This is a genomic window from Streptomyces sp. PH10-H1 (genome assembly GCF_030063355.1).
Taxonomy (GTDB): Bacteria; Actinomycetota; Actinomycetes; order Streptomycetales; family Streptomycetaceae; genus Actinacidiphila.
In genome coordinates this window covers 53,431-79,528 of the sequence record NZ_JASISZ010000026.1, presented here as the reverse complement: position 1 = coordinate 79,528, position 26,098 = coordinate 53,431, and the positions used below count along the sequence as shown (strand labels likewise).

Below are 26,098 nucleotides of genomic sequence, written 5' to 3'. Positions count from 1 at the left end.
TAGGACCATGCCTGTACCCGGAGAACTCACCTTTGCCGTGCCGCGCGGGGCCAAGAAGCCCCCGCGGCACCTCGCCGACCTCACTCCCGCCGAGCGACGGGAGGCGGTCGCCGAGCTGGGCGAGAAGCCGTTCCGCGCAAAGCAGCTGTCGCAGCACTACTTCGCGCGCTACGACGATGACCGGTCCAGCTGGACGGACATCCCGGCGGGTTCGCGCGACAAGCTCGCGGACGGACTGCTGCCGGAGATGATGTCGGTTGTGCGGCACATCAGCTGCGACGACGACACCACCCGTAAGACGCTGTGGCGGTTGTTCGACGGCACACTCGTCGAGTCCGTGCTGATGCGGTACCCGGACCGGGTCACGATGTGCATCAGTTCGCAGGCCGGCTGCGGTATGAACTGTCCGTTCTGCGCGACGGGGCAGGCGGGTCTCGACCGCAATCTGTCGACGGCCGAGATCGTCCACCAGATCGTGGCCGGGATGAAGTCGCTGCGTGACGGTGAGATCCCCGGCGGTCCCGCCCGGCTGAGCAACATCGTGTTCATGGGCATGGGTGAGCCGCTGGCGAACTACAACCGGGTCATCGGCTCGATCCGCCGGCTGACGGACCCGGAGCCCGACGGGCTGGGGCTGTCGCAGCGCGGTATCACCGTGTCGACGGTCGGTCTGGTCCCGGCGATGCTGCGCTTCGCCGACGAGGGCTTCAAGTGCCGGCTCGCGGTGTCGCTGCACGCCCCGGACGACGAGCTGCGCGACACCCTGGTGCCGGTCAACACCCGCTGGAAGGTGCGCGAGGTGCTGGACGCCGCGTGGCACTACGCGGAGGTGTCCGGCCGCCGGATCTCCATCGAGTACGCGCTGATCAAGGACATCAACGACCAGGCGTGGCGGGCGGACCTGCTCGGGCGGCTGCTCAAGGGCAAGCGGGTGCACGTCAACCTCATCCCGCTCAATCCCACCCCCGGGTCGAAGTGGACGGCTTCGCGGCCGGAGGACGAGCGCGCGTTCGTGCGGATGCTGGAGTCCCATGGGGTTCCGGTGACCGTCCGTGACACCCGTGGCAGTGAGATCGACGGAGCGTGCGGGCAGCTGGCGGCCTCCGAGGGCTGACGGGCCCGGCGCGCTGCTATCGTGGCGCTCGTAGATTCGTACAACTGAACATTCCGACAGGGGAGCGCACCAGCGCTGAGAGTGCGGCGACCGGCGAAGCCGGAGCGTCCGCAGACCCTCGGACCTGATCCGGGTAATGCCGGCGTAGGGAGTCAACCCGCTCATGAACACCAACCTTCGGTGCGCCGCCATAGCGGTCGTCGCCACCGCCCTCGGCGCGACCGCGCTGACTGCCTGCGGCGGTTCCGCTGACAAGGCCGCCGACAGCACCAGGACGGCGTCGAAGACCGTCACGCTCGTCAGCCATGACTCCTTCGCGGCTTCGGCGCCGGTACTGAAGGAGTTCACCAAGGAGACCGGCTACACGGTCAAGGTGCTGCGCGGCGGCGACGCCGGCGCGGCCGTGAACCAGGCGATCCTGTCCAAGGGACACCCGCAGGGCGATGTCTTCTTCGGTGTCGACAACACGCTGCTGTCCAGGGCGCTCGACAACGATCTCTTCACACCGTACGAGGCCAAGGGCCTGGACCAGGTCCCGGCGGCGCTGCAGCTCGACAAGGACAAGCACCGGGTCACGCCTATCGACTCCGGCGACGTCTGCGTCAACTACGACCGCAAGTACTTCGACGCGCACAAGCTGGCCGTGCCCGCGAGCTTCGACGATCTGATCAAGCCGGAGTACAAGAACCTGCTGGTCACCGAGAACGCCGCCACGTCCTCACCCGGCCTGGCCTTCCAGCTGGGCACGATCGCGAAGTACGGCGACGACGGCTGGCAGGGCTACTGGAAGAAGCTCAAGGAGAACGGCGTCGAGGTCGTGGACGGCTGGGAGCAGGCGTACAACGACCGCTTCTCCGGCTCCGGCGGCGGCAAGGGCAAGGGCGACAAGCCGCTCGTCGTCTCCTACGCCTCCAGCCCGCCCGCCGAGGTGCTGGGTGTCAAGCCGCAGCCGGCGCAGGGGCCGACCGGTGTCGCGGCCGGTACGTGCTTCCGGCAGATCGAGTTCGCCGGGCTGCTCAAGGGCGGCGCGAACGACAAGGGCGGCAAGGCGCTGCTGGACTTCCTGCTGAGCAAGAGGTTCCAGGAGGACATGCCGCTGCAGATGTTCGTGAACCCGGCCCGCACGGACGCGGCGCTGCCCGCCGAGTTCACCAAGTACGGTGCGAAGATCGAAACCCCGCCCGCCCTCGCCCCGGACAGGATCGCCAAGAACCGTGACCAGTGGGTCAAGACATGGTCCTCACTCGTCCTGAAGTAGGGACGCCGGAAGGGGTTCCGAAGGGGACGCGGAAAGCGACCCGGGGCCGGATCCCGCGACGCATCCCGAAGGCGACGGCGGTGCGGCTCGGCCTGATGGCCGTGCCCACCGCGTTCTTCGCGGTCTTCTTCGCCTATCCGGTGGCCGCCATCGTCACCAGGGGCCTGCGCGCCGGCGGCCGGTGGCGGTTCGGCCGGATCGGCGAGGTGCTGACCGACCCGGAGATCCTGCGGGTGCTGTGGTTCACCGCCTGGCAGGCGGTCGTCTCGACCGGGCTCACGCTGGCGGTCGCGCTCCCTGCGGCGTATGTCTTCGCCCGCTTCGCGTTCCCCGGCAAGCGGCTGCTGCGGGCGGTGGTGGCCGTGCCGTTCGTGCTGCCGACGGTCGTGGTCGGCTCGGCGTTCCTGGCGCTGCTCGGACGCGGGGGGATGCTCGACGACCTGTGGGGCGTCCGGCTCGACACCACCGTCTGGGCGATCCTGCTCGCGCACGTCTTCTTCAACTTCGGCGTCGTCGTCCGCTCCGTGGGCGGTCTCTGGTCGCAGCTCGACCCGCGCCAGGAGGAGGCCGCCCGGGTACTCGGCGCCGGCCGTTTCGCGGCCTGGCGCCGGGTGACGCTGCCCGCGCTGGGTCCCGCCGTGGCCGCCGCCGCGCTGATGGTCTTCCTCTTCACGTTCACGTCGTTCGGCGTCATCCAGATCCTCGGCGGGCCGAAGTACTCCACCCTGGAAGTGGAGATCTACCAGCAGACCGCGCAGTTCCTCGATCTGCCGACGGCCGCGGTGCTCACCCTGGTGCAGTTCGCCGCGGTCGTCACGATCCTCGCGCTGCACGCGTGGACCGTGCGCCGCCGGGAGAGCACCCTGAGGCTCGTCGATGCCGCGCACACCTCGCGGCGGCCGCGCGGCGCGGCCCAATGGACGCTGCTGTGGACGGTGCTGGCCGTCATCGTCTTCCTGATCCTGGTACCGCTCGGGGTCCTCGTGGCGCGCTCCCTGGACGGCCCCGACGGCTACGGCCTCACCTTCTACCGGGCGCTGCTCTCGGTCCCGGAGACCGGCGGGACCTTCGTCGTCGCGCCCGTCGAGGCGGTCTGGAACTCCGTGCAGTACGCCCTGGCGGCCACGGCGATCGCTCTGCTGGTCGGCGGCCTCGCCGCTGCCGCGCTCACCCGCCGGACCGGGGGGCTGGTACGGGGGTTCGACGCGCTGCTGATGCTGCCGCTGGGCATCTCCGCGGTGACGGTCGGCTTCGGTTTTCTCATCACCCTCGACAAACCCCCGCTCGACCTGCGGTCGACATGGCTCCTGGTGCCGCTGGCGCAGGCGCTGGTGGGTGTGCCGTTCGTGGTGCGCACGATGCTGCCCGTCCTGCGGGCGGTGGACTCCCGGCTGCGGGAGGCGGCAGCGGTGCTGGGCGCCTCGCCGTGGCGGGCCTGGCGGGAGGTGGACCTGCCGCTGGTACGGCGCGCGCTGCTCATCGCGGCGGGCTTCGCGTTCGCCGTCTCGCTCGGTGAGTTCGGCGCGACCGTCTTCATCGCGCGGCCCGACAACCCGACCCTGCCGGTGGCGGTGGCCCGGCTCCTTGGCCGCGCCGGGGAGCTCAACTACGGGCAGGCGATGGCCCTGAGCACCATCCTGATGCTGGTGTGCGCGGGCGCGCTGCTGGCACTGGAGCGCCTGCGTACCGACCGTTCAGGAGAGTTCTAGATGTCCACCGTGCCTCCAGCGCTGTCCTCGCCCCAGCCCTCGCCCCGGCCCTCGACATTGCGACCGTCGTTGCTGCGGCTCGACGGGGTGACGGTCCGCTTCGGCGACCGCGCGGCGCTGGACGCCGTGGACCTGGACGTCACGGAGCACGAGACGGTGTGCGTGCTGGGGCCGAGCGGCAGCGGGAAGTCCACCCTGCTGCGCGTGGTGGCCGGGCTGCAGACGGTGGATGCCGGGCGGGTGCTGCTGGACGGCCGCGACCAGTCGGGCGTGCCCACCCACCGGCGCGGGCTGGGCCTGATGTTCCAGGACCACCAGCTGTTCCCGCAGCGGGACGTCGGCGGCAACGTCGGCTTCGGGCTGCGGATGCGCAAGGTCGGGCGCGCCGAGGCGGACCGCACGGTCGCCGGGCTGCTGGACATGGTCGGCCTCCCGGGCGCTCAGCGGCGGGCCATCGCCGCGCTGTCCGGCGGCGAGCAGCAGCGTGTGGCGCTGGCCCGCGCGCTGGCCCCGGAGCCGAAACTGCTGATGCTGGACGAGCCGCTCGGCCAGCTCGACCGCGGTCTGCGCGAGCGGCTCGTCGTGGAGCTGCGTCAGCTGTTCGGGCGGCTCGGCACGACGGTCCTCGCGGTCACCCACGACCAGGGCGAGGCGTTCGCGCTCGCCGACCGGGTCGTGGTCATGCGCGAAGGGCGGATCGCGCAGACCGGCACTCCGCTGGAGGTGTGGCAGCGGCCCGCTTCCGAATTCGTGGCCCGCTTCCTGGGGTTCGACAACGTCGTCGAGGCGACCGTGCACGACGAGGCGGCCGACACCCCCTGGGGCAAGGTCCCGGTGCTGCCGGGCGCGGCCCAGGGGCCGGGCCGGCTGCTGGTCCGCCCCGCCGGGGTGCGGCTGACCGCCGTCCGCGACGGCCTGCCCTGCACGGTGACGGCCAGGACCTTCCGCGGTGACCTGGTCACCCTGCTGCTGCGCCCGGAGCACGGCCCGCCGCTGGAGGCGGCCTGCGCGCTGCGGGACGCGCCGGAGGCCGGCGCGTCGGTGGGTGTGGCCTTCACCGCTCAGGACGTGGTGGTCCTCAGCGTGTGACCGGTGCGTTCCGGGTGAGCCGGGCGAGCGCGTCCGGCGCCTCGTCGACGGAGTCGACCAGCGCGATACGGGCCGCCATGGGCCGGTCCTTCGCGAGCGCTTCGAGCAGCGGCCAGGCGGGCAGGTCACGGGTCCAGTGCTCGCGGTCCACCAGCACCATGGGCGTCGGGCCGCTCCGGGACTCGTAGTAGTTCGGCGTCGCGTTGTCGAAGATCTCCTGGACGGTGCCGGCCGCGCCCGGCAGGAACACCACGCCGGCCGTGCAGCGGGCCAGCAGGCCGTCCTCGCGGACCGCGTTCGCGAAGTACTTGGCGATGTGACCGGCGAAGGCGTTCGGCGGCTCGTGGCCGTAGAACCAGGTCGGGATGCCGACGGACGCGCCGCCGTCCGGCCAGCGCTCCCGTACGGCGAAGGCGGCCGACGCCCAGTCGCCGATCGACGGCGTGAACGAGGGCGACTTCGCCAGCAGCTCCAGCGCCTCCCCGAGCATCGCGTCCGCGAACGGGGCCGTGTACGCGCCCAGGTTCGCCGCCTCCATGGCGCCGGGGCCGCCCCCGGTGGCGACGGTCAGCCCGGAGCGGGCCAGCGTCCGGCCGAGCACGGCGGCGCCCGCGTACGTGTCCTTGCCGCGCTCCATCGCATGGCCGCCCATGACTCCGACCACCCGCGCCCCGGTGAGTAGTTCGTCGAGCGCGTCCGAAATGGCGTCGTCATGGATGCTCCGCAGCATCGACGCGAGTATGTCGCCGTCCGCCCTGGTCCGCTGGAACCACTCGTAGGCGCGGGCGTCGGGCGTCGTCGGGTAGCCCGCCTCCAGCCCCTCGTAGAGCGCGTCCGGGGTGTACAGCGCCCCGCGATAGGGATCGAACGGCAGATACGGCACCGGCGGGAACACCATCGCCCCGCGCGCCCGTACATGCGCCATGGCCGCCGGTTCCATCGGACAGCCCAGGAACACCGCCTCGGCCGGGTCCAGTGACAGCAGGACGGAGGTACGGTCCGTCAGATCGACGGCCTGCAGCCGGTATCCGGCGAGCGAGCCGGCGGCGGCCACGCGGTCGAACTCCGCCAGCGTTTCGATCTCACGGTCATGGGCGCCGCTGTACGGCGTGGAGTCGGTCAGCACGGCTGCACCCTAGTGGCAGTGGCGGCAGGAGACGGCGAGGACCTGCGCTCCCACCGCCTACGCGGTCAGCGGTGACGCCGCGAGCTGCGCGATGACGGCGGCCAGCGGGAAGGCGACCGCGAGCACGACCGCGCACCGCAGGGCGGCGGCCGCACGCAGCAGGCCGGCGGGCGCGCCGAGCTGGACGAGGGCGGCGGTGGAGTGCTCACGGGTGCGCCCGGCCTCGATGACGGCGGTGACGGCGGCCGTGACGGTGCAGACCGCGATCAGCGCGGCGGCGAAGCCGGTGAGTGGGCCGAACGGGCGGGAGCCGGTGCCGTTGAGCTCGATGGCGGCCAGCGCCCCGGAGGCGACGGCGCACAGCACGGCGAGCGGGCGGCCGGTCCTGCGGGACTCCTCCTGGAGGGCGCGGCCCGCGAGCAGCCGCAGGACGCCGGGCCGGTGGAGGGCCAGCAGGCGTCCGCAGGCGTGGACGAGTCCGGGGCCGGCGAGGACCATGCCGGCCGCGGTCAGTACCCAGCCGGCCAGGACCGCGGGAGCGACCTGGCCGAGGCCGCCGGGCAGCGGCAGCAGGTCGGCGGCGGTCGAATGGCGCAGGTCGTCGGTGGACACCTCGATGACGAGGCCGATGGCGGTGAGGGCGGCGCCCCATGACAAGCCGGCCGGGGCGGTGACCGCGGAGCGGGTGCCGGGGTCGTCCGCGTCGGCGGAGGCGGCCGCCGTGGGGGCGGTGCGCCGCGGCCACAGGCTGGCGGCGCTGGCCGCCGTGGCCAGCAGCGGCACGGCGGCGAGGAGCGTCAGCACGCCCGCGACCGGCAGCGGGCGGTCCTGGCCGAGGGCGCCGGAGGCCGTTCCGTCCAGCCCGGCGAGGCCGCCGCGCAGCCGCAGGAAGACCAGCAGCGCGATGACGCTGCCCAGCCCGCACGACAGCGCCGTGGTGGCGGCGCCGAGCACCGGCACTCCGGTGCGGCCGAGCCCGGCCGCGGCGAGTCCCGCGTGCAGGCGCCCGCTGGGTTCGGTCCTGGAGACCGCCACCGAGACCTGGACGGCGGCGGCGAACGGGACCACGCACCACGCGAGACGGGTCGCCGACGCGGCGGAGTGGCCGGGGTGTCCCATGGCGTAGCCGAGGGCGGACAGCAGCAGAAATCCGGTACCGGCGGAGGCGGCGGCGACCAGCAGTCGGCGGAGCAGGACCGTGACGGCGGATCCGCGCGCTACACGGAGGCTGAGCACGACGCGGCGCCCTCCCGGTCCTGAGCCGGCATGGCCGCGGCCGGCCGGCCGTCGACCAGGGTGATCACCCGGTCGGCGAGCGAGGCCACCTCGGGATCGCTGGTGGCGAGCACCACGGTGATGCCGTGCGAGCGCGCGGCGCTGGCCAGCGTACGAAGCACCTGGGAGCGGTCCGCGCGGTGCAGCGGGGCGGTGGGCTCGTCGGCGAAGATTACCTCGGGGAGGGTGACCAGGGCGCGGGCGATGGCCACCCGCTGGCGCTGCGCCTGGAGCAGCTCTGCGGGGCGTTTGCGGGCCACCGAGCCGACGTCGAGGCGGTCCAGCCACTCCTGGGCGGTGATCTTGGCGGTGCGGTGCGGATGGCCGCAGAGCAGGAGAGGGAGGGCGGCGTTCTCCCGGGCGGTGAGTTCGGGCAGCAGCTGCGGGGTGCTGCCGATCCATCCGAAGCGGTCACGGCGCAGCCGCTCGCGCGCGAGCAGCGGGAGGGTGTGCACGGGCGCGCTGTTGAACCACACTTCGCCCTGGTCCGGCAGCAGCTGTCCTGACAGGCAGCGCAGAAGTGTGGTCTTGCCCGAGCCACGGGGCCCCAGCACACCGAGGATCTCGCCGTCGCGTACGCCCAGCGAGACGCCGAGCAGTGCGGGTGAGCCCTGGTGGGCGTGGCGCAGGGCGCGGGCCCAGAGCACATCGTTGTCGGGCGGGGCCACCATTGCCGATTACCTCCGCGAGTCGTTCCCCCTGATCCGGTCAACGAATGCGGGGGAGACCGGTCACTGCCGGATCACTGCGTTGGCACCTTACTGAGGGTGCGGCGGCGCGCGGGTGAGGCTCGACGGCGGATCGTCCGGACGGCCGCACGCAAGCGCCGGCCGGGCTGCATTCAGCCCGGCCGGCGCTTGCGGCCTACGGAAACACCGCGTAGCGGTTAGAGCTTCGTCCACGCCTCGGTGAGGACCGCCCGCAGGATGCCCTCGATCTCGTCGAAGGTCTCCTGGGTGGAGATCAGCGGCGGCGCGAGCTGGATGACCGGGTCGCCGCGGTCATCGGCACGGCAGTACAGGCCGTTCTCGAAGAGCGCCTTGGAGAGGAAGCCGTACAGGACGCGCTCGGTCTCCTCGTCCGTGAAGGACTCCTTGGTGACCTTGTCCTTGACCAGCTCGATGCCGTAGAAGAAGCCGTTGCCGCGGACGTCTCCGACGATCGGCAGGTCGTGCAGCTTCTTGAGCGTCGAGAAGAACGCGCCCTCGTTGTCGAGCACGTGCTGGTTGAGGCCCTCGCGCTCGAAGATGTCGAGGTTCGTGATCCCGACGGCCGCGGAGACCGGGTGGCCGCCGAACGTGTAGCCGTGCAGGAAGGTGTTCTCGCCCTTGTAGAACGGCTCGGCGAGCTTGTCGGAGATGATGCAGGCGCCGATCGGGGAGTAGCCCGAAGTCATGCCCTTGGCACAGGTGATCATGTCCGGCACGTAGTCGAACTTGTCGCACGCGAACATGGTGCCGAGGCGGCCGAAGGCGCAGATGACCTCGTCGGAGACGAGCAGCACGTTGTACTGGTCGCAGATCTCGCGGACCCGCTGGAAGTACCCGGGCGGCGGCGGGAAGCAGCCGCCGGCGTTCTGCACCGGCTCCAGGAACACGGCCGCGACGGTCTCGGGACCCTCGAAGAGGATCTCCTGCTCGATCTGGTCGGCGCACCAGCGGCCGTAGGCCACCGGGTCGTCGCCGAAGAGCGGGGCGCGGTAGATGTTGGTGTTCGGCACCTTGTGGGCACCGGGGACCAGCGGCTCGAACGGCGCCTTGAGCGCCGGCAGGCCGGTGATCGACAGGGCGCCCGCCGGGGTGCCGTGGTAGGCGACCGCACGGGAGATGACCTTGTACTTGGTCGGCTCACCCGTGAGCTTGAAGTACTGCTTGGCCAGCTTCCAGGCGGTCTCGACCGCTTCACCGCCACCGGTGGTGAAGAAGACCTTGTTCAGGTCGCCGGGGGCGTAGTTCGCCAGCCGCTCGGCCAGTTCCACAGCCTTGGGGTGGGCGTACGACCAAATGGGGAAGAAGGCCAGTTCCTGCGCCTGCTTGTACGCGGTCTCGGCGAGCTCGTGGCGGCCGTGACCGGCGTTGACCACGAACAGGCCGGAGAGGCCGTCGAGGTACTTCTTGCCCTTGTCGTCGTAGATGTACGTGCCCTCGCCGCGCACGATGGTCGGCACAGGGGCGTTCTCGTACGACGACATGCGGGTGAAGTGCATCCACAGGTGGTCGTACGCGGTCTTCGAGAGGTCCGCGCTCATGGCTATCTGGTTCCCCAGGTGTAGGTCTGCTTCCGGAGCTTCAGGTAAACGAAACTCTCGGTGGTCCGCACGCCGGGCAGCGCGCGGATCCGCTTGTTGATCATTTCCAGCAGGTGGTCGTCGTCCTCGCAGACGATTTCGATCAGCAGATCGAAGGACCCCGCCGTGATGACGACGTACTCGACCTCGCCCATCTCGGCGAGGGCGTCGGCGACCGGCTCTATGTCACCTTCGACATTGATGCCGACCATCGCCTGCCGCCGGAAACCGACGGTGAGCGGGTCGGTCACGGCGACGATCTGCATGACGCCCTGATCGAGCAGCTTCTGGACGCGCTGCCGTACTGCCGCCTCCGACAGGCCGACGGCCTTGCCGATAGCGGCATAGGGCCTGCGCCCGTCCTCCTGGAGCTGCTCGATGATCGCCTTGGAGACGGAGTCGAGAGCTCCGGAGCCGGTGGTGCTCTTCGGATCTGTACTACGAGTGGCCACGGGCCCCACTGTGCAGTAGAGGTCGACGGTCCCGCAACCCCTGAACGATTAAATCCGTAGTTCTAGGGCAAGAATCTCACTGATTCCATTGTTTTGAGGATCCAGGTATGTCGAACACGGCCGTGGTGCGACTAGGCTGCGATTACTCTGGAAGCGTCTCACCCATCGGACAAAGGACAGGAGAGGTGCAGTGAGCGAGCTCAAGCGTCTGCGCAACTACATCAATGGAGAGTTCCGCGACGCCGCTGACGGGAGGACCACGGATGTGGTCGACCCGGCCACCGGTGAGGTCTACGCCACCGCGCCGCTCTCCGCCGCCGCCGACGTCGACGCCGCGATGGCCGCCGCGGAGGCAGCGTTCCCGGCCTGGCGCGACGCCACGCCGTCCGCACGCCAGAAGGCGCTGCTGAAGGTCGCCGACGCGATCGAGGCACGGGCGGACGAGCTGGTCGCCGTCGAGAGCGCGAACACCGGCAAGCCGCTCGGGCTCACGGCCAGCGAGGAACTGCCGCCGATGGTCGACCAGATCCGCTTCTTCGCGGGTGCGGCCCGGATGCTCGAAGGCCGCTCCGCCGGCGAGTACATGGAGGGCATGACCTCCATCGTCCGGCGCGAGCCGATCGGTGTCTGCGCCCAGGTCGCGCCGTGGAACTACCCGATGATGATGGCCGTCTGGAAGTTCGCCCCGGCGATCGCCGCGGGCAACACCGTCGTCCTCAAGCCGTCGGACACCACCCCCGCCTCCACGGTGCTGCTCGCCGAGATCCTCGGTGAGGTGCTGCCCAAGGGCGTCTTCAACGTCGTCTGCGGCGACCGCGAGACCGGCCGCGCCATGGTCGAGCACAAGGTCCCGGCGATGGCCTCCATCACCGGTTCCGTCTGCGCCGGCATGCAGGTCGCCGAGAGCGCCGCCAAGGACGTCAAGCGCGTCCACCTGGAGCTCGGCGGCAAGGCCCCCGTCGTCGTGTTCGGCGACGCGGACATCGCCAAGGCCGCCGAGGACATCGCGGTCGCGGGATTCTTCAACGCCGGCCAGGACTGTACGGCCGCCACCCGCGTACTCGTCCACGAGTCGATCCACGACGAGTTCACCACTGCGCTCGCCAAGGCCGCCGCCGACACCAAGACCGGCGCCGCGGACGACGAGGACGTGCTCTACGGCCCGCTGAACAACGCCAACCAGCTCGCCCAGGTCAGCGGCTTCATCGAGCGGCTCCCCGCGCACGCCAAGGTCGAGGCGGGCGGCCACCGTGTCGGCGAGAAGGGCTACTTCTACGCCGCGACCGTCGTCTCCGGCCTCAAGCAGGACGACGAGATCATCCAGAACGAGGTCTTCGGACCGGTCATCACCATCCAGCCGTTCACGGACGAGGACCAGGCCGTCGAGTACGCCAACGGCGTCGACTTCGCCCTCGCCTCCTCGGTGTGGACCAAGGACCACGGCCGCGCGATGCGGATGTCCAAGCGGCTCGACTTCGGCTGTGTGTGGATCAACACCCACATCCCGCTGGTCGCCGAGATGCCGCACGGCGGCTTCAAGAAGTCCGGCTACGGCAAGGACCTCTCCGCGTACGGCTTCGAGGACTACACCCGCATCAAGCACGTCATGACGTCCCTGGACGGCTGACCCCGCCCTGCGGCACGACGGCCCCGGACGCGGAGGACGCGTCCGGGGCCGTCGTGCGTCCCGGCCCGTACGGCGCGGCGGCGAGACACAGTGTCAGGCAGTTGGGGGGTACGGCTGACGGATCGCCGGTTGCCCCGGGCATCGTCCGACCGGGAGGGTGGCCCGCATGAGTGATCTCTCCCGTCGTACGGTGCTGCGCGGACTCGGGCTGGCAGGGCTGCTGGCCGCCGCCTCGGCATGCGGTGTACCCCCGGCGCACATCAACGCGGCGGACCGGGCGGCACGCGACCGCTCAGCGCAGGACAAGACGCTGAACTTCGCGAACTGGCCGCTGTACATCGATATCGACGCGAAGATCGCGAAGAAGCGGCCGACGCTCGACGCCTTCAGCGAGCGCAGCGGGATCAAGGTCAAGTACACCGAGGAGATCAACGACAACGACGAGTTCTTCGGGAAGGTCAGCCCCGCCCTGATGAACCATCAGGACATCGGCCGCGACCTGATCGTCGTCAGCGACTGGATGTCGGCGCGCTATGTACGGCTCGGCTGGGTGCAGGAGATGGACCGCGCCCGGCAGCCGAACGTCACCAAATACCTCGACCCGCTGCTGCGCGACCCCGCCTTCGACCGCGGCCGCAGATTCGCCGTGCCGTGGCAGTCCGGGATCACCGGCATCGCTTACAACAGCAAGGCGCTGGGCCGCGAGATCAAGCACGTCTCGGACCTGTGGGCTCCTGACCTCAAGGGCAAGGTGACGCTGCTGTCCGGGATGGACGAGGCGTTCGCGCTGCTCATGCAGGGGCAGGGCGTCGACATCCGGAACTGGACGGCGGACGATTTCCACCGGATGACGGACCAGGTGGAAACCCTGGTGCGCAGCAAGCAGATCCGGCGCTTCACCGGGAACGACTACACCAAGGACCTGTCGTCGGGCGACGTCCTGGCCTGCCAGGCGTATTCCGGCGATGTCGTCCAGCTGCAGTCGGACAACCCGCACATCAAGTTCGTCGTGCCCGAGGAGGGCGCCGAACTGTGGGCGGAGAGCCTGATGATCCCGAACCGGGCCGCGCACAAGAGCAACGCCGAGGCGATGGTCGACTACTACTACGACCCCGAGGTCGCCGCCGAACTCGCGGCCTACGTCAACTACGTCTGCCCGGTGCCGGCCGCCCGCGATGTGCTCGCCTCGTCCAAGGACGAGGGCACCGCAGCGCTGGCCGGGGACCCGCTGATCTTCCCGGACGACGCGATGCGCAAGCGGCTCGCGGTGGCCCGCGACATCACACCGCAGGAGCGCCCGGAGTTCGAGCAGCGGTGGAACCAGATCGTGGGTCTGTGAGCTGCGGGCGCCCGGAGCTCACCGGTCGTTCAGCGGTCGTCGAGGAGTTCGCGCAGGACGTCGAGGCGGTTCGTGGTGACCGAGTCGACGCCCATGCCGAGCAGCCGCGCCATCGTGCGCCGCATGTCGGCGGTCCAGGCCGCCACCAGCAGATCGCGTTCGCGCGCCCAGCGGACCAGCGGCGGACTGACGAGGCCGAACTGGAGGTTGATCCAGCGCGGCTGGACGGCGGTGAGCAGCTCCGCGGGCGGGAGCACCGAGGTCTTCCAGGTCAGCGCGATCTCGGCGGCCGGGTCGTACCGGCGCACCGCGAACATCGCGGTGAACTCGCCGCAGTAGTAGGCGCGGCTCTCCGCCCCCGCGTCCCGTACGGCGGCCACCGTCGGGCCTGCCTGATCCTCGGCGGTCAGGTCGAGCAGCGCCCGGCCGGTCCCGTGCTCGGCGACGGCGGTCAGCGCGTCGTGCAGCGTGGGTACGCCGTCGGCCGTGAGCCGCCGCAGCCGGTCCGAGGTGAGATCGGCGACGGCGGTCCTGTGCCCCCACAGCCGCCTCAGCGTCGGGTCGTGCAGCAGCACGGGGACGCCGTCGCGGGTGAGGCGTACGTCGATCTCCACCGCGTCGGCGCCCGCCCGCAGGGCGGAACGCAGCGACGGGAGGGTGTTCTCGCGGTGATGGTACGGGTCGCCGCGATGGGCGACAGCTACCGCCACGCGGCCGTGTACGCGTCGATCTCGGCGGCGATCCGCGCCTTGCCCGGCGCGTCGAGGAATGACGCCTCGACGGCGTTCTTCGCCAGCCCGGCGATACCGGCCGCGTCCAGGTCCAGGAGGCGTGCGGCGATCGCGTACTCCTTGTTCAGGTCGGTGCTGAACATGGGCGGGTCGTCGCTGTTGATGGTGACCAGGACTCCGGCCTCGACCATCTGCCGCAGGGGGTGCTCGTCGAGGGTGCGGACCGCTCGGGTCGCGATGTTGGAGGTCGGGCAGACCTCCAGCGCGATGCGGTGTTCCGCCAGGTGCTCCAGCAGCCGCGGGTCCTGGACCGAGCTGGTGCCGTGCCCGATCCGCTCGGCGCCCAGCAGGTCGACGGCGTCCCAGACGGTCTCCGGGCCGGTGGTCTCGCCCGCGTGCGGGACGCTGTGCAGGCCGATGGCGCGGGCCCGGTCGAAGTACGGCTTGAACTGCGACCGCGGCACCCCGATCTCGGGTCCGCCGAGCCCGAAGCTGACCAGCCCCTCGGGCCGCAGCTCGGTCGCGATCCGCGCGGTCTCCTCGGCGGAGGGCAGCCCCGCTTCGCCGGGGATGTCGAAGCACCAGCGCAGCACGACCCCCAGCTCGGCCTCGGCGGCCTTGCGGGCGTCCTCGATCGCCTCGACGAAGGCGCGGTCCGGAATCCCGCGGCTGGTCGAGGAGTACGGGGTGACGGTGAGCTCGGCGTAGCGGATGTTCTGCCGGGCCATGTCGCGGGCGACCTCGAAGGTCAGCAGCCGCACGTCCTCGGCGTCCCGGATCAGATCGACGACCGACAGGTACACCTCGATGAAATGAGCGAAGTCACGGAAGGTGAAGTACTCGGCCAGCGCGGCGGGATCGGTGGGTACCCGGGAGTCCCGGTGGCGGGCGGCCAGCTCGGCGACGATCCTCGGCGACGCGGACCCCACATGGTGGACATGCAGCTCGGCCTTGGGCAGTCCGGCGATGAAGGCGTCCAGGCCGGGTGCGGGTCCGGGTGCGGTGTCGGTCATGCGGATCCTCCTGCGCAAGTCAACGGTGTTGTCATCGTAGACGGCGGCCGGGGCTCCGCGAGGGCCTTCCGCTGCCCGACGCAGGCCATAGCATTGCCGGACGTAGTCAGAGGAAGGCCGCAATGTCCGACCAGCCCGATAGCCCCGCGCCCCGCAATCCCTGGGCACCGCCCGCGGACGTCCCGTCGCAGGCAGGACCGGGACCGCGCCCGGCGGACTCCGGCCCGCCGCTGCCGCCGCCCCCGCCGCTGGCGCCGGGCGCGGAAGCGTACGGCGACGGTGCCTACGGGTACGACCCGTCGGGTCAGTACGACCAGCCGGGTCAGTACGAGCAGTACCAGGGAGCGGGCGGCTACCAACCCGGCTACCTGATGGGTCCGTACGGCGGCTGGTCCCCAACACCGCGCAACGGCTTCGGCCTCACCGCGCTCGTCCTGGGCATCGTCGGCGTGGTCCTGTCGGTCATGTGCGTCTTCGCGATCCTCGGCGCCCCGCTGGGCATCGCCGCGATCATCTTCGGGATCGTCGGCCGGCGGATCGCCAAGCGCGGCGAATCGACCAACGGCGGGCAGGCCCTGGCCGGCCTGATCCTCGGCATCACCGCGACCGTGCTGTCCGCCGGGATGCTGGTGACCATAGGACTGTCGGTCAATCGCGGCTGGCTGGACAACGGGAGCGGAATGCGGGAGCCCGACCGGGGCACCTATGGCTCACCGCTGGCCGTCGGCGAGACCGCCAGGTATGACAGCGGGCTGCAAGTCACCATCGACGGCGTCCAGGACTCCGGCCGGCCGCCGGCCACCCAGGGCGGCGGCAGCGCACTGAAGTTCACCGTCACGGTGAAGAACACCGGCGGCGGCACCGAGAACCTGGACTACGGGGATGTGTCCGCGTACGCGGACCAGGAGGGTGACAACCCGCTGAAGGACATATCGGGGCAGGACGGCTTCAGCGGCCAGCTCGCCCCCGGCGCCGTACGGTCCCTGGACTTCATCGTCGTCGTCCCCAACGCCGACTACGAGTCCGTCGAGGTCGACGTCTCCCCGGGCGACGCCTACGACTACGCGTACTGGAACGTCCCCGTTCCCGTCCCCACCTCGTAGGGCCGGTCCGAACCTCCCAGGGCCCGGTCCGGCCCTAGCGTCGTACCGCCTCCAGGGCGAGCAGTGCCACGTGCAGGGACAGGCACGACTCCACCTGGTCGAGGTCGACACCCAGGATCCGCTCGACCCGGTGCAGGCGGTCGTAGAACGAGGGGCGGGACAGGTGCGCGGCGTCGGCCGCCGCCGACTTGTTGCGGCCGTTGTCCAGGTAGACGGTCAGGATGCGGACCAGGTCGGAGCCGTGTTCGGCGTCATGGGCGAGCAGCGGGCCCAGTTCGCGCTCGACGTAGGTCTGCAGCCGGGCGTCGTCGCGCAGCAGGTGCAGCAGTCCGCGCAGCCGGACATCGGGCAGCCGGTAGTACGTGCCGGCCTTGCGCCGTTCCGCGCCGCCCGGTGAGCCGTGCAGCGCCGCGTCGGCGACCTGCGCGGCCTCCAGGAGGGTGCGCCGCGCGTCGCGCAGCGAGCCGACCGAGGAGCCGGCCGCCATCACGAAGGCGGGCGCCTCGGAGGCCGGGTCCTCGATCCGGTCGAGGGTGGCGGCGAAACCCTCCAGGGAGCGGTGCTCCTCGTCGTGCGGCCCGAGCGACACCAGGACGCCGACCGCGCCGTCGTCCAGTGCCCCGGTCAGGGCGGTCAGCCCGCGCTCCCGCACCGCGAGCGCCACGTTCTCGGTGAAGTCGCGCAGCCGGGCCTGCGCCTCCAGCGCCGCCGACGCGGGACCGCCGCGCAGCCGCAGCATGACGCCGACCAGCCGGCGCCCTTCGAGCGGTACGCCCAGCGCCCGTGCGCGCAGCGCGACATCGGAGACGGTCAGGGCGTGGGTGAGGATTCCGGACAGCAGGGTGCGGTGGGTCTGCCGCTCCAGTGACTCGCGGTCGCGCTCCAGCAGCCGGTTGAGCGCGAGGGTGGCGGCGCCGCGTTCGAGCAGCACCGCGTGCCGGTGCGGACCGGTCATGGTGACGGGACGCCCCTCGGCCGAGGAGCGCGGCGGCGGGCCCGGCTCGCCCACCAGGATGAGGCGGCCCCAGTCACGGCCGCGCGCGCCGACCGAGGTGACGAGCCAGCCGGCCCGGCGGTCGTACCCTGTCCTGCCCGCCGGGGCCACCCCCCGCGAGCGCCGTTCCCAGCCGTCCAGCAGCGCCTCCGCGTCGTGGCCGGCCGGATCGAAGGCCAGGACCTGGTGCGACAGGTTCTCCAGGACGACCGGTGCGCCCGCCATCCGGGCCACCTCCCGGACCACCTCGTCGGCCTCCGCGCCCTCGACCGACAGCTCGTTGAACGTCTGGTGCACGGCTTCCGAGGCTCGGAGCTCGGTCAGCTGCGCGTCCACCACATGGGCGTGCACCGCCTGGGTGACGCTCACGAAGCGCACCTCGGTGCGCAGCGCGATCAGCGGCAGCCCGCGCCGCTCGGCGGCCCTGACCAGCGGGCGCGGCAGCGCGTCGGCGTACCGCCGCCCCAGCTCCACCACCAGACCGGCCGCGCCGACGTCCGCGAGGGCGTCGATGTACTGGGCCAGCGACTCCTTGTCCTCGGGCAGCATCACGCCGGTCGTCAGGACCAGCTCGCCGCCCTGCAGCATCCCCGCGATATCGGCCAGCTCGCTGATGTGCACCCAGCGCACCGGCCGGTGCAGCCCGGCGGCGCCCGCGACCACCTGCGGTGCGCCGCGCCGCAGCGCCTCGAGTTCCAGGACCTGGGCGACGGTGGGAAACACGGTGAGACCTCCGGTCGGGACAGGGGGTTCGGCGTGGTCGCACGCCACTGCCGGGGGCAGAGTGTAAAGCTCTCCGCGCCACCGGTTGCGGTGTGACGGTTCCGCCGCGCGCAGCGCTCCGGCATCGTGCCTCGGGACGCCGGAGAAGCCCACTGTGCAGCAGATCGCGGAAGACAGATTTCGTTGCGTAACCAAAAGGCAACAACGGAATCCCTTGTTGGCACAAGGCTACTCTGCCAGGATCAGCCACCAATCCAGTCTTCGGCCACGGCGTCAAGCGGATGCGAGGAGAGCACCATGGACCACCGTTTCGATGTGAAGAACCGGTTCGCGGACGGGGCCCAGTACATTGCAGGAGCCTCTCGCCCGGGTACCTCGGGCCACTCCCACTCCGTGATCGACCCGGCCACCGGCGAGTCGGTGTACACCTACGAGCTCGCCGGGGCGGCCGATGTGGACGCCGCGGTCGCCGCCGCCAAGGAGGCTCTCCCCGGCTGGTCCGGAGCCACCCCCGGTGAGCGCTCCGCCGCCCTGCACCGCTTCTCCGAGGTACTGGCCGCGCAGGCGGACGATCTGGCCTTCGCCGAGTCGCTGCAGTGCGGCAAGCCGCTCCGGCTGAGCACCGAGTTCGACGTACCGGGCACGGTCGACAACACCGCGTTCTTCGCCGGCGCCGCCCGCCACCTCGAGGGCAAGGCCGCCGGCGAGTACTCCGGCGATCACACCTCCTACGTACGGCGCGAGCCCATCGGTGTGGTCGGCTCGATCGCGCCCTGGAACTACCCGCTGCAGATGGCCGCCTGGAAGGTCCTTCCGGCCATCGCCGCGGGCAACACCATCGTCCTCAAGCCCGCCGAGCTGACGCCGCTCACCTCGCTGATGTTCGCCCGGGCCGCCACCGAGGCCGGCATCCCGGACGGCGTGGTCAATATCGTCACCGGCGCCGGCAAGGAGGCGGGCGAGCACCTCGTCGGCCACCCCGACGTCGCCATGACCTCCTTCACCGGCTCCACCGGCGTCGGCAAGCGCGTCGCCGAGATCGCCATCCGTACGGTCAAGCGGCTGCACCTCGAACTCGGCGGCAAGGCCCCCTTCGTGGTCTTCGACGACGCGGACCTCGAAGCGGCCGTGCACGGCGCGGTCGCCGGCTCCCTGATCAACACCGGCCAGGACTGCACCGCCGCCACCCGCGCCTATGTGCAGCGGCCCCTCTACGACGCCTTCGTCGCCGGAGTGGCCGATCTGTTCTCGGGTATCCGGCTCGGCGACCCGTTCGACCCCTCGACCGACCTCGGCCCGCTCATCTCGCACCTCCAGCGGGACCGGGTCGCGGCCATCGTCGACCGCGCCCGCGCCTATGCCACCGTCGTCACCGGCGGCGAGGCCCCCGGCGACAAGCTGGCGGGCGGCGCGTTCTACCGCCCCACCCTCATCACCGGCGCCGCGCAGGACAGCGAGATCGTCCAGTCCGAGATCTTCGGCCCGGTGCTCGTGGTGCTGCCCTTCGACAGCGACGACGAAGGTCTGGCCCTGGCCAACGACACCCCGTACGGCCTGGCCGCGTCCGCCTGGACCCGTGACGTCTTCCGCGCCAGTCGCGCCACCCGCGAGATCAAGGCGGGCTGCGTCTGGGTCAACGACCACATCCCGATCCTCAGCGAGATGCCGCACGGCGGCTACAAGGCGTCCGGCTTCGGCAAGGACATGTCCGCGTACTCCTTCGAGGAGTACACGCAGGTCAAGCACGTGATGTTCGACAACACCGCGATCGTCCGCAAGGACTGGCACCGCACGATCTTCGGCGACAGATAACCCCCCGCACCAGGCGCCCCCACCGCCGGTCCGCTCGGAAGGGCACAACCACGATGGAGCAGTACGAGACACTCTCGCCGCCCCAGCTCTCGGCGATACGGCGCAGCATGACCAACGGGCGTGGTGCCCTCGCCCGCCGGTCGCTGCTGCGCGCCGCCGGACTCGGCGCCGTGGCGACCGCAGGGCTCACCGGCCTCACCGGCTGCGGCATCCCGGCCGCCGCCGGCCAGAAGGACACCGCCACCACGACGGATTACTCCGGTACGGAGAAGACGGTCAACTTCTCCAACTGGACGCAATACATCGACGCCTCCGCCGACGGCAAGCACCGCCCGACGCTCGACGGCTTCGCCAAGCGCACCGGCATCACCGCCAAGTACACCGAGGACATCAACGACAACGTCGAGTTCTTCGGCAAGGTCAAGCCGCAGCTCGCGGCCGGCCAGGACACCGGCCGCGACCTGATGGTGCTCACCGACTGGCTGGCCGGCCGCATGATCCGGCTCGGCTGGGTGCAGAAGCTCGACCCCTCGAACCTGCCGCACGCGTACGCCAATCTGGAGCAGCGCTTCCGCAGCCCCGACTGGGACCCGGGACGCGCCTACTCGTACCCGTGGACCGGCATCGCGACCGTCATCGCCTACAACAAGAAGGCGACCGGCGGCCGCAAGGTCACCTCGGTCTCGCAGCTGCTCGACGACCCCGCACTCAAGGGCCGGGTCGGCATGCTCACCGAGATGCGCGACACCGTGGGCATGACGCTCATGGACATGGGCAAGAACCCGGCGTCCTTCACGACCGACGACTTCGACGCCGCCATCGCCCGGATTCAGAAGGCCGTCGACTCCAAGCAGATCCGCCGCTTCACCGGCAACGACTACACCGCCGACCTCTCCAAGGGCGACATGGCCGCCTGCCTCGCCTGGGCCGGTGACCTCGTCCAGCTGAAGGTCGACAACCCGGACATCGAGTACGTGTTCCCCGACGCGGGCTATCTCTCCTCGACCGACAACCTGGTGATCCCCAACAAGGCGCGGCACAAGAAGAACGCCGAACGGCTCATCGACTACTACTACGAGCCGCCGGTCGCGGCGCAGCTCGCCGCGTTCATCAACTACATCAGCCCGGTCGCGGGGGTACGCGATGAGCTCGCGAAGATCAATAAATCGCTCGCCGAGAACACGCTGATCCTCCCCGATGCGGCGCTGGCCGCCAGGACGCACTCCTTCCGCCTCCTGTCCTCCGCCGAGGAGACCGCGTACGAGCAGAAGTTCTCCAAGCTCATCGGCGCCTGACCGCACCTGACGACGACTGACGACTTACGGGAAGCGACCCCATGACACACGACTCCTCCGGCGGCGAGGTACACCTCTCCGGGATCAGCAAGCGGTACGGCTCGTTCACCGCCGTCCACCCGCTCGACCTCACCATCCCGCAAGGCTCCTTCTTCGCCCTGCTCGGTGCCTCCGGCTGCGGCAAGACCACCACCCTGCGCATGATCGCGGGCCTGGAGGACCCCACCTCCGGCAGCGTCTCGCTGGCGGGCGAGGACGTCACCGCCCTCCCGCCCTACAAGCGCCCGGTCAACACCGTCTTCCAGAACTACGCGCTCTTCCCGCACCTGGACATCTACGAGAACGTCGCCTTCGGGCTGCGCCGCCGCGGTGTGAAGTCGGTGAAGAAGCAGGTCGACGAGATGCTGGAGCTCGTCGAGCTCGGCACCATGGCGCGCCGCAAGCCGCACCAGCTCTCCGGCGGCCAGCAGCAGCGCGTCGCGGTCGCCCGCGCGCTCATCAACCAGCCCAAGGTGCTACTGCTCGACGAGCCGCTCGGCGCCCTGGACCTCAAGCTGCGCCGTCAGATGCAGCTGGAACTCAAGCGCATCCAGACCGAGGTCGGCATCACCTTCGTACACGTCACCCACGACCAGGAGGAGGCCATGACCATGGCCGACACCGTCGCGGTGATGAACGGCGGGCGGGTGGAGCAGCTCGGCGCCCCCGCCGACCTGTACGAGAACCCGGGATCGACGTTCGTCGCGAACTTCCTCGGCACCTCCAACCTCATCGAGGCCGAGGTCACCGGCGTCTCGGGCGACGACCTGCTGCTCGTCGCGGGGGGCGAGAAGCTCACGCTGCCCACCGCGCGATGTTCGGCCAAGGTCGCCGCGGGCGGACGGGTGCTGGCCGGGGTCCGCCCCGAGAAGATATCCGTCACCCACCGCGACGACGAGGACGCGATAGGCGCCGGCCGCAACCGGATCCCCGGCCGCGTCGTCGACTCCAGCTTCATCGGCGTCTCCACCCAGTTCGTGATCGACAGCCCGGTCTGCCCGGAGCTGGAGGTCTTCGTGCAGAACGTCGACCGCGACTCGCGCCTGGTGCCCGGCGCCCCCGTCGTCCTGCACTGGAATCCCGCGCACACCTTCGCCCTCGACGCGGCCCAGGACATCGACGCGGGCGTGCAGGAGGTGGAAGCCGCGTGAGCACCGTCATCGACCGGCCGCCCGCCGGGCCCGAGGCGCCGGCCCCCGTCCCCGTCGCGATGCGCAGAGCCGCCGCGCGCAAGCGCCGGGTGCCGTACTGGCTGCTGCTGCCGGGGATCGCCTGGCTGCTGGTGTTCTTCGTGGCGCCGATGATCTACCAGGCGTCCACCTCCGTGCAGACCGGTTCGCTGGAAGCGGGCTTCAAGGTCACCTGGCACTTCGCGACCTACTGGGACGCGCTGACCCAGTACTACCCGCAGTTCCTGCGCTCGTTCGAGTACTCCGCCATCGCGACCGTGCTGTGCCTGGTGATCGGCTACCCGCTCGCCTACACGATCGCCTTCCGGGCCGGGCGCTGGCGCAACGTGATCCTCATCCTGGTCATCGCGCCGTTCTTCACCAGCTTCCTGATCCGCACCCTCGCCTGGAAGACGATCCTCGCGGACGACGGTTTCGTGGTGCGGAGCCTCAACAACCTGCACATCCTGAATCTGACGTCCGCGCTCGGCATCACCGAGGGCGACCGCGTCCTGGCCACCCCGCTCGCGGTGATCTGCGGTCTGACGTACAACTTCCTGCCCTTCATGATCCTGCCGCTCTACACCTCGCTCGAGCGCATCGACGGCAAGCTGCACGAAGCGGCCGGCGATCTGTACGCCAAGCCGTTCACCGTCTTCCGCAAGGTGACCTTCCCGCTGTCCATGCCGGGCGTGGTCGCGGGCACCCTGCTCACCTTCATCCCGGCGACCGGTGACTACATCAACGCCGAACTGCTGGGCACCACCAACCAGAAGATGATCGGCAACGTCATCCAGTCACAGTTCCTGCGCGTCCTGGACTATCCGACGGCCGCCGCCCTGTCCTTCATCCTCATGGCGGTGATCCTCGCGATGGTCATGTTCTACATCCGCAAGGCCGGAACGGAGGAGCTGGTCTGATGCGCTGGATACGCAAGAACCTGGTGGTCTTCGCGGGCGTGCTCTGCCTCGCGTACCTGATCCTGCCGAACGCCGTGGTGATGCTGTTCTCGTTCAACAAGCCGAACGGGCGCTTCAACTACCAGTGGACCCGCTTCTCCACCGACGCCTGGCAGCACCCCTGCGACGTCGCCGACATGTGCGGTTCGCTGGGCCTCAGCCTGCAGATCGCGCTCTACGCCACCATCGGCGCGACCGTCCTGGGCGCGATGATCGCCTTCGCGCTCGCCCGCTACCGGTTCAAGGCGCGCGGTACGACCAACATGCTGATCTTCCTGCCGATGGCGATGCCCGAGGTCGTGATGGCCGCCTCGCTGGGGACGCTGTTCCTCAACATGCGCGTCCCGTTCGGCTTCTGGACCATCCTCATCGCGCACATCATGTTCTGCCTGAGCTTCGTCGTCACGGCGGTCAAGGCCCGCGTGATGAGCATGGACCCGCGACTGGAGCAGGCCGCGCAGGACCTCTACGCCTCCCCGCTCCAGACCTTCCTGCGGGTTACCCTCCCGCTGGCGGCACCCGGCATCGCCTCCGGCGCCCTGCTGTCCTTCGCCCTGTCCTTCGACGACTTCATCATCACGAACTTCAACGCCGGCTCGACGGTGACGTTCCCGATGTTCGTCTGGGGCTCGGCGCAGCGCGGCACCCCGGTGCAGATCAATGTGATCGGCACCGCGATGTTCGCGATCGCGGTTCTCGTCGTCGTCGCCGGGCAACTGCTCGGCAGCCGGCGCAAGGCCCGCGCGTAACACCGGCAAACCCGTACCGGATCACCAAAAGGTGTGAGAACAGATGGACCCAGCCCGTTCGCTCGCTGACGCGCGGCCGACACCCTTCTGGCTGGAGGATCCCGGCAGGCCGCAGCCGCTCGCCGCACTCACCGGCGACGAGCACTGCGACCTGCTGGTGATCGGCGGCGGCTACTCCGGACTGTGGACCGCGCTGCTCGCCAAGGAGCGCGACCCGTCGCGCGATGTGGTCCTGATCGAGGGCCATGAGATCGGCTGGGCCGCCTCCGGGCGCAACGGCGGCTTCTGCGCCGCCAGCCTCACCCACGGCCTGTCCAACGGGCTCACCCGCTGGCCCGGCGAGTTCGCGAAGCTGGAGGAGCTCGGGAACCGCAACCTCGACGAGATCGAGGCGGCGGTCGCCCGCTACTCGCTGGACTGCGAGTTCGAGCGGACCGGCGAGATCGACGTGGCCACCGAGCCGTACCAGTTCGAGGAGCTGCGCGAGGCCGCCGAGGAGGCGGCCCTGCACGGCGTCGACCTGGAGCTGCTCGACCGCGACCAGCTCCGCTCCGAGGTCGACTCGCCGACCTTCCTCGGCGGCCTGTGGGACCGCACCGGCGTCGCCATGGTCCATCCGGCCAAGCTCGCCTGGGGCCTCAAGCGCGCCTGCCTCGGCCTGGGGGTCCGGATCTACGAGCACACCCGCGCCACCGCACTCGCCGCGAACGGCGCCGGCATGGCGGTGCGCACCTCGTACGGCCGGGTCCATGCCCGGCAGGTCGCCCTCGGCACCAACGTGTTCCCGTCGCTGGTCAAGCGGGTGCGCCCGTACATCGTCCCGGTGTACGACTACGCGCTGATGACCGAGCCGCTCAGCCAGGAGCAGCTCAACTCCATCGGCTGGAAGAACCGGCAGGGACTCGGCGACAGCGCCAACCAGTTCCACTACTTCAGGCTCTCGGCCGACAACCGGATCCTGTGGGGCGGTTACGACGCCGTCTACCCGTACGGCGGCCGGCTCTCCGCCGAGCGCGACCAGCGCCCGGAGACCAACCTCACGCTGGCCCGGCACTTCTTCCGCTGCTTCCCGCAGCTGGAGGGCGTGCGGTTCACCCACACCTGGGGCGGCGCGATCGACACCTGCTCACGGTTCACCGCGTTCTTCGGGACCGCCCACGGCGGCAAGGTGTCCTACGCGGCCGGCTACACCGGCCTCGGCGTCGGCGCCACCCGCTTCGGCGCTGACGTGATGCTCGACCTGCTGTCCGGCGAACGCACCGAACGCACCGGTCTGGAGATGGTGCGCAGCAAGCCGATGCCGTTCCCGCCCGAGCCGTTCACCTCCGTCGGCATCGGCCTCACCAAGTGGTCCCTGGACCGCGCCGACCGCAACGGCGGCCGCCGCAATCTGTGGCTGAAGGCGATGGACAAGGCCGGACTCGGCTTCGACAGCTAGGGACTGCGCAAGGGGCCGTACGGGGCCGACGGGGCAAGGGCGCCGGTCACGTGCGCCCCGCGCCCCCAGGCGCACCTCCGCGCGGAGCCTGTGAGCCGCCCCGCTACCAATCAGTAGCGAAACCCGCGTAATGATCCGCGCTCCGGGCCCTCTCTTCCGTGACAGCAGTATCAGCTTCACGGGACGGAGGGACCGGCATGGGCAGCGCCGGTGCGAAGAGTGCGGTCGAATGGCTGGTATCCGCGGCGCCCGATCCGGAGGCCTGCCGGTGGGACTGGGAGCGCAACCCCCTCGGGGTCGCGCTGCTGCCCGCCGGCAGGCTCTGGGACGTTCTGATCCTGACGGGGGAGCTGGGTTATCCGACGCTGGACGTGCTCACCCGGCTCATCGACCGGCCGGGACCGGTCCTGTCGGACTTCGGGGACTCCCGGATGGGCTTCTTCGTGCCTCCGGGAACGGCTGCCCGCTGGATCGCCACCGGCGTGCGCAGCGCGGGCCGCGGCACCTGGATCGTCGTCCCCGACCCCGGACGGGCCACCGGCGGCGTCCGCTGGCTCATCCCGCCGGACGGCACGGGACACCTCAATGATCCGGTGATCCTGGAGCTGGCGATGCACGAGGCTGTCGCGCAGCTCGCGGGCGACGGCTGACCCACCGGAAAACCCCCACGGACACCGGAAAGCTCCCCACGGACACCCGCTGTCCGACGGTCTGTAAGGCCCCGCGACGCGCCGCCGACACGTTGCTGCTTGTACGCCCCGCCATGCCCTCGCAAGACTGGCAGCAGGCTAACGACC

The 26,098-nt window shown here is 70.5% G+C and carries 22 protein-coding genes and 1 riboswitch; of the genes, 14 read left to right on the top strand and 8 right to left on the bottom strand.

The features are described from left to right. Positions 1 to 7 precede the first annotated feature (7 nt). The 4 genes from rlmN (at position 8) to QMK24_RS17800 (ending at position 5,170) form a co-directional block, all read left to right on the top strand. Positions 8 to 1,114, top strand: coding sequence for a dual-specificity RNA methyltransferase RlmN (gene rlmN / locus QMK24_RS17815; RefSeq protein ID WP_283467115.1), 1,107 nt, complete (start codon positions 8 to 10; stop codon positions 1,112 to 1,114). A 48-nt stretch (positions 1,115 to 1,162) separates the two neighbouring features. Next, a riboswitch (TPP riboswitch) is annotated at positions 1,163 to 1,282 on the top strand. Next, entirely contained in the window at positions 1,278 to 2,372 is a 1,095-nt protein-coding gene (locus tag QMK24_RS17810) for a thiamine ABC transporter substrate-binding protein (RefSeq protein WP_283467113.1), read from the top strand. Its footprint overlaps the riboswitch before it by 5 nt. Before the next feature lie 95 nt (positions 2,373 to 2,467). Next, the gene (locus tag QMK24_RS17805; RefSeq protein WP_283467138.1) at positions 2,468 to 4,081 is read left to right on the top strand and encodes an ABC transporter permease; all 1,614 of its coding nucleotides are present in this window, start codon (positions 2,468 to 2,470) and stop codon (positions 4,079 to 4,081) included. Next, positions 4,082 to 5,170: an ABC transporter ATP-binding protein gene (locus QMK24_RS17800; protein ID WP_283467112.1), complete on the top strand. Its 1,089-nt coding sequence runs from the start codon at positions 4,082 to 4,084 to the stop codon at positions 5,168 to 5,170. Here QMK24_RS17800 and QMK24_RS17795 read toward each other — a convergent pair. From QMK24_RS17795 to QMK24_RS17775, 5 genes are all read right to left on the bottom strand, one after another. Next, positions 5,160 to 6,296 carry an LOG family protein gene (locus QMK24_RS17795; RefSeq protein WP_283467111.1) on the bottom strand — a complete coding sequence of 379 codons (1,137 nt, stop codon included), beginning with the start codon at positions 6,294 to 6,296 and terminating at the stop codon, positions 5,160 to 5,162. The genes QMK24_RS17800 and QMK24_RS17795 overlap by 11 nt on opposite strands. 57 nt (positions 6,297 to 6,353) lie before the next feature. Further along, a complete protein-coding gene (locus QMK24_RS17790) occupies positions 6,354 to 7,532 on the bottom strand; it encodes a hypothetical protein (protein ID WP_283467109.1) in 1,179 nt (392 codons plus the stop codon). Then, positions 7,514 to 8,242 carry an ABC transporter ATP-binding protein gene (locus tag QMK24_RS17785; RefSeq protein ID WP_283467108.1) on the bottom strand — a complete coding sequence of 243 codons (729 nt, stop codon included), beginning with the start codon at positions 8,240 to 8,242 and terminating at the stop codon, positions 7,514 to 7,516. The genes QMK24_RS17790 and QMK24_RS17785 overlap by 19 nt, the downstream gene beginning before the upstream one ends. A 215-nt stretch (positions 8,243 to 8,457) precedes the next feature. Further along, positions 8,458 to 9,819 (bottom strand): aspartate aminotransferase family protein, encoded by a 1,362-nt coding sequence (locus QMK24_RS17780; RefSeq protein WP_283467107.1) that lies wholly within the window; start codon positions 9,817 to 9,819, stop codon positions 8,458 to 8,460. Positions 9,820 to 9,821: 2 nt separating this feature from the next. Then, positions 9,822 to 10,319: an Lrp/AsnC family transcriptional regulator gene (locus QMK24_RS17775; protein WP_502962610.1), complete on the bottom strand. Its 498-nt coding sequence runs from the start codon at positions 10,317 to 10,319 to the stop codon at positions 9,822 to 9,824. Positions 10,320 to 10,500: 181 nt separating this feature from the next. Between QMK24_RS17775 and QMK24_RS17770 the strand changes: the two genes are divergently transcribed. Together QMK24_RS17770 and QMK24_RS17765 are read left to right on the top strand one after the other, a co-directional pair. Beyond that, positions 10,501 to 11,937 (top strand): gamma-aminobutyraldehyde dehydrogenase, encoded by a 1,437-nt coding sequence (locus tag QMK24_RS17770; protein ID WP_283467104.1) that lies wholly within the window; start codon positions 10,501 to 10,503, stop codon positions 11,935 to 11,937. A gap of 166 nt (positions 11,938 to 12,103) precedes the next feature. Beyond that, positions 12,104 to 13,276: a polyamine ABC transporter substrate-binding protein gene (locus tag QMK24_RS17765; RefSeq protein ID WP_283467102.1), complete on the top strand. Its 1,173-nt coding sequence runs from the start codon at positions 12,104 to 12,106 to the stop codon at positions 13,274 to 13,276. Positions 13,277 to 13,305: 29 nt separating this feature from the next. Here QMK24_RS17765 and QMK24_RS17760 read toward each other — a convergent pair whose 3' ends face one another. Both QMK24_RS17760 and QMK24_RS17755 read right to left on the bottom strand, forming a co-directional pair. Continuing rightward, on the bottom strand, positions 13,306 to 13,986 hold the full coding sequence (locus QMK24_RS17760) for a glycerophosphodiester phosphodiesterase (RefSeq protein WP_283467101.1): 681 nt from the start codon (positions 13,984 to 13,986) through the stop codon (positions 13,306 to 13,308). Further along, positions 13,977 to 15,020 carry an adenosine deaminase gene (locus QMK24_RS17755; protein WP_283467100.1) on the bottom strand — a complete coding sequence of 348 codons (1,044 nt, stop codon included), beginning with the start codon at positions 15,018 to 15,020 and terminating at the stop codon, positions 13,977 to 13,979. The genes QMK24_RS17760 and QMK24_RS17755 overlap by 10 nt, the downstream gene beginning before the upstream one ends. A gap of 122 nt (positions 15,021 to 15,142) precedes the next feature. Here QMK24_RS17755 and QMK24_RS17750 point away from each other — a divergent pair, with 122 nt between their 5' ends. Next, a complete protein-coding gene (locus tag QMK24_RS17750) occupies positions 15,143 to 16,123 on the top strand; it encodes a DUF4190 domain-containing protein (RefSeq protein ID WP_283467099.1) in 981 nt (326 codons plus the stop codon). 34 nt (positions 16,124 to 16,157) lie between these two features. On the opposite strand, the gene QMK24_RS17745 is transcribed toward QMK24_RS17750, so the two are convergent. Next, positions 16,158 to 17,840 carry a PucR family transcriptional regulator gene (locus QMK24_RS17745; RefSeq protein ID WP_283467098.1) on the bottom strand — a complete coding sequence of 561 codons (1,683 nt, stop codon included), beginning with the start codon at positions 17,838 to 17,840 and terminating at the stop codon, positions 16,158 to 16,160. 297 nt (positions 17,841 to 18,137) lie between these two features. Between QMK24_RS17745 and QMK24_RS17740 the strand changes: the two genes are divergently transcribed. From QMK24_RS17740 to QMK24_RS17710, 7 genes are all read left to right on the top strand, one after another. After that, complete coding sequence (locus tag QMK24_RS17740) at positions 18,138 to 19,652, top strand: gamma-aminobutyraldehyde dehydrogenase (RefSeq protein WP_283467097.1); 1,515 nt, start codon at positions 18,138 to 18,140, stop codon at positions 19,650 to 19,652. Positions 19,653 to 19,705: 53 nt separating this feature from the next. After that, the gene (locus QMK24_RS17735; protein WP_283467096.1) at positions 19,706 to 20,947 is read left to right on the top strand and encodes a polyamine ABC transporter substrate-binding protein; all 1,242 of its coding nucleotides are present in this window, start codon (positions 19,706 to 19,708) and stop codon (positions 20,945 to 20,947) included. Between the two features lie 41 nt (positions 20,948 to 20,988). After that, positions 20,989 to 22,137, top strand: coding sequence for an ABC transporter ATP-binding protein (locus QMK24_RS17730; protein WP_283467093.1), 1,149 nt, complete (start codon positions 20,989 to 20,991; stop codon positions 22,135 to 22,137). Positions 22,138 to 22,196: 59 nt separating this feature from the next. After that, the gene (locus QMK24_RS17725) at positions 22,197 to 23,075 is read left to right on the top strand and encodes an ABC transporter permease (protein ID WP_283467136.1); all 879 of its coding nucleotides are present in this window, start codon (positions 22,197 to 22,199) and stop codon (positions 23,073 to 23,075) included. Further along, positions 23,075 to 23,863 carry an ABC transporter permease gene (locus tag QMK24_RS17720; protein ID WP_283467092.1) on the top strand — a complete coding sequence of 263 codons (789 nt, stop codon included), beginning with the start codon at positions 23,075 to 23,077 and terminating at the stop codon, positions 23,861 to 23,863. The genes QMK24_RS17725 and QMK24_RS17720 overlap by 1 nt, the downstream gene beginning before the upstream one ends. A gap of 43 nt (positions 23,864 to 23,906) precedes the next feature. Continuing rightward, the gene (locus QMK24_RS17715) at positions 23,907 to 25,301 is read left to right on the top strand and encodes an NAD(P)/FAD-dependent oxidoreductase (protein WP_283467090.1); all 1,395 of its coding nucleotides are present in this window, start codon (positions 23,907 to 23,909) and stop codon (positions 25,299 to 25,301) included. A 197-nt stretch (positions 25,302 to 25,498) separates the two neighbouring features. Next, on the top strand, positions 25,499 to 25,951 hold the full coding sequence (locus tag QMK24_RS17710) for a hypothetical protein (protein ID WP_283467089.1): 453 nt from the start codon (positions 25,499 to 25,501) through the stop codon (positions 25,949 to 25,951). Positions 25,952 to 26,098: the final 147 nt, after the last annotated feature.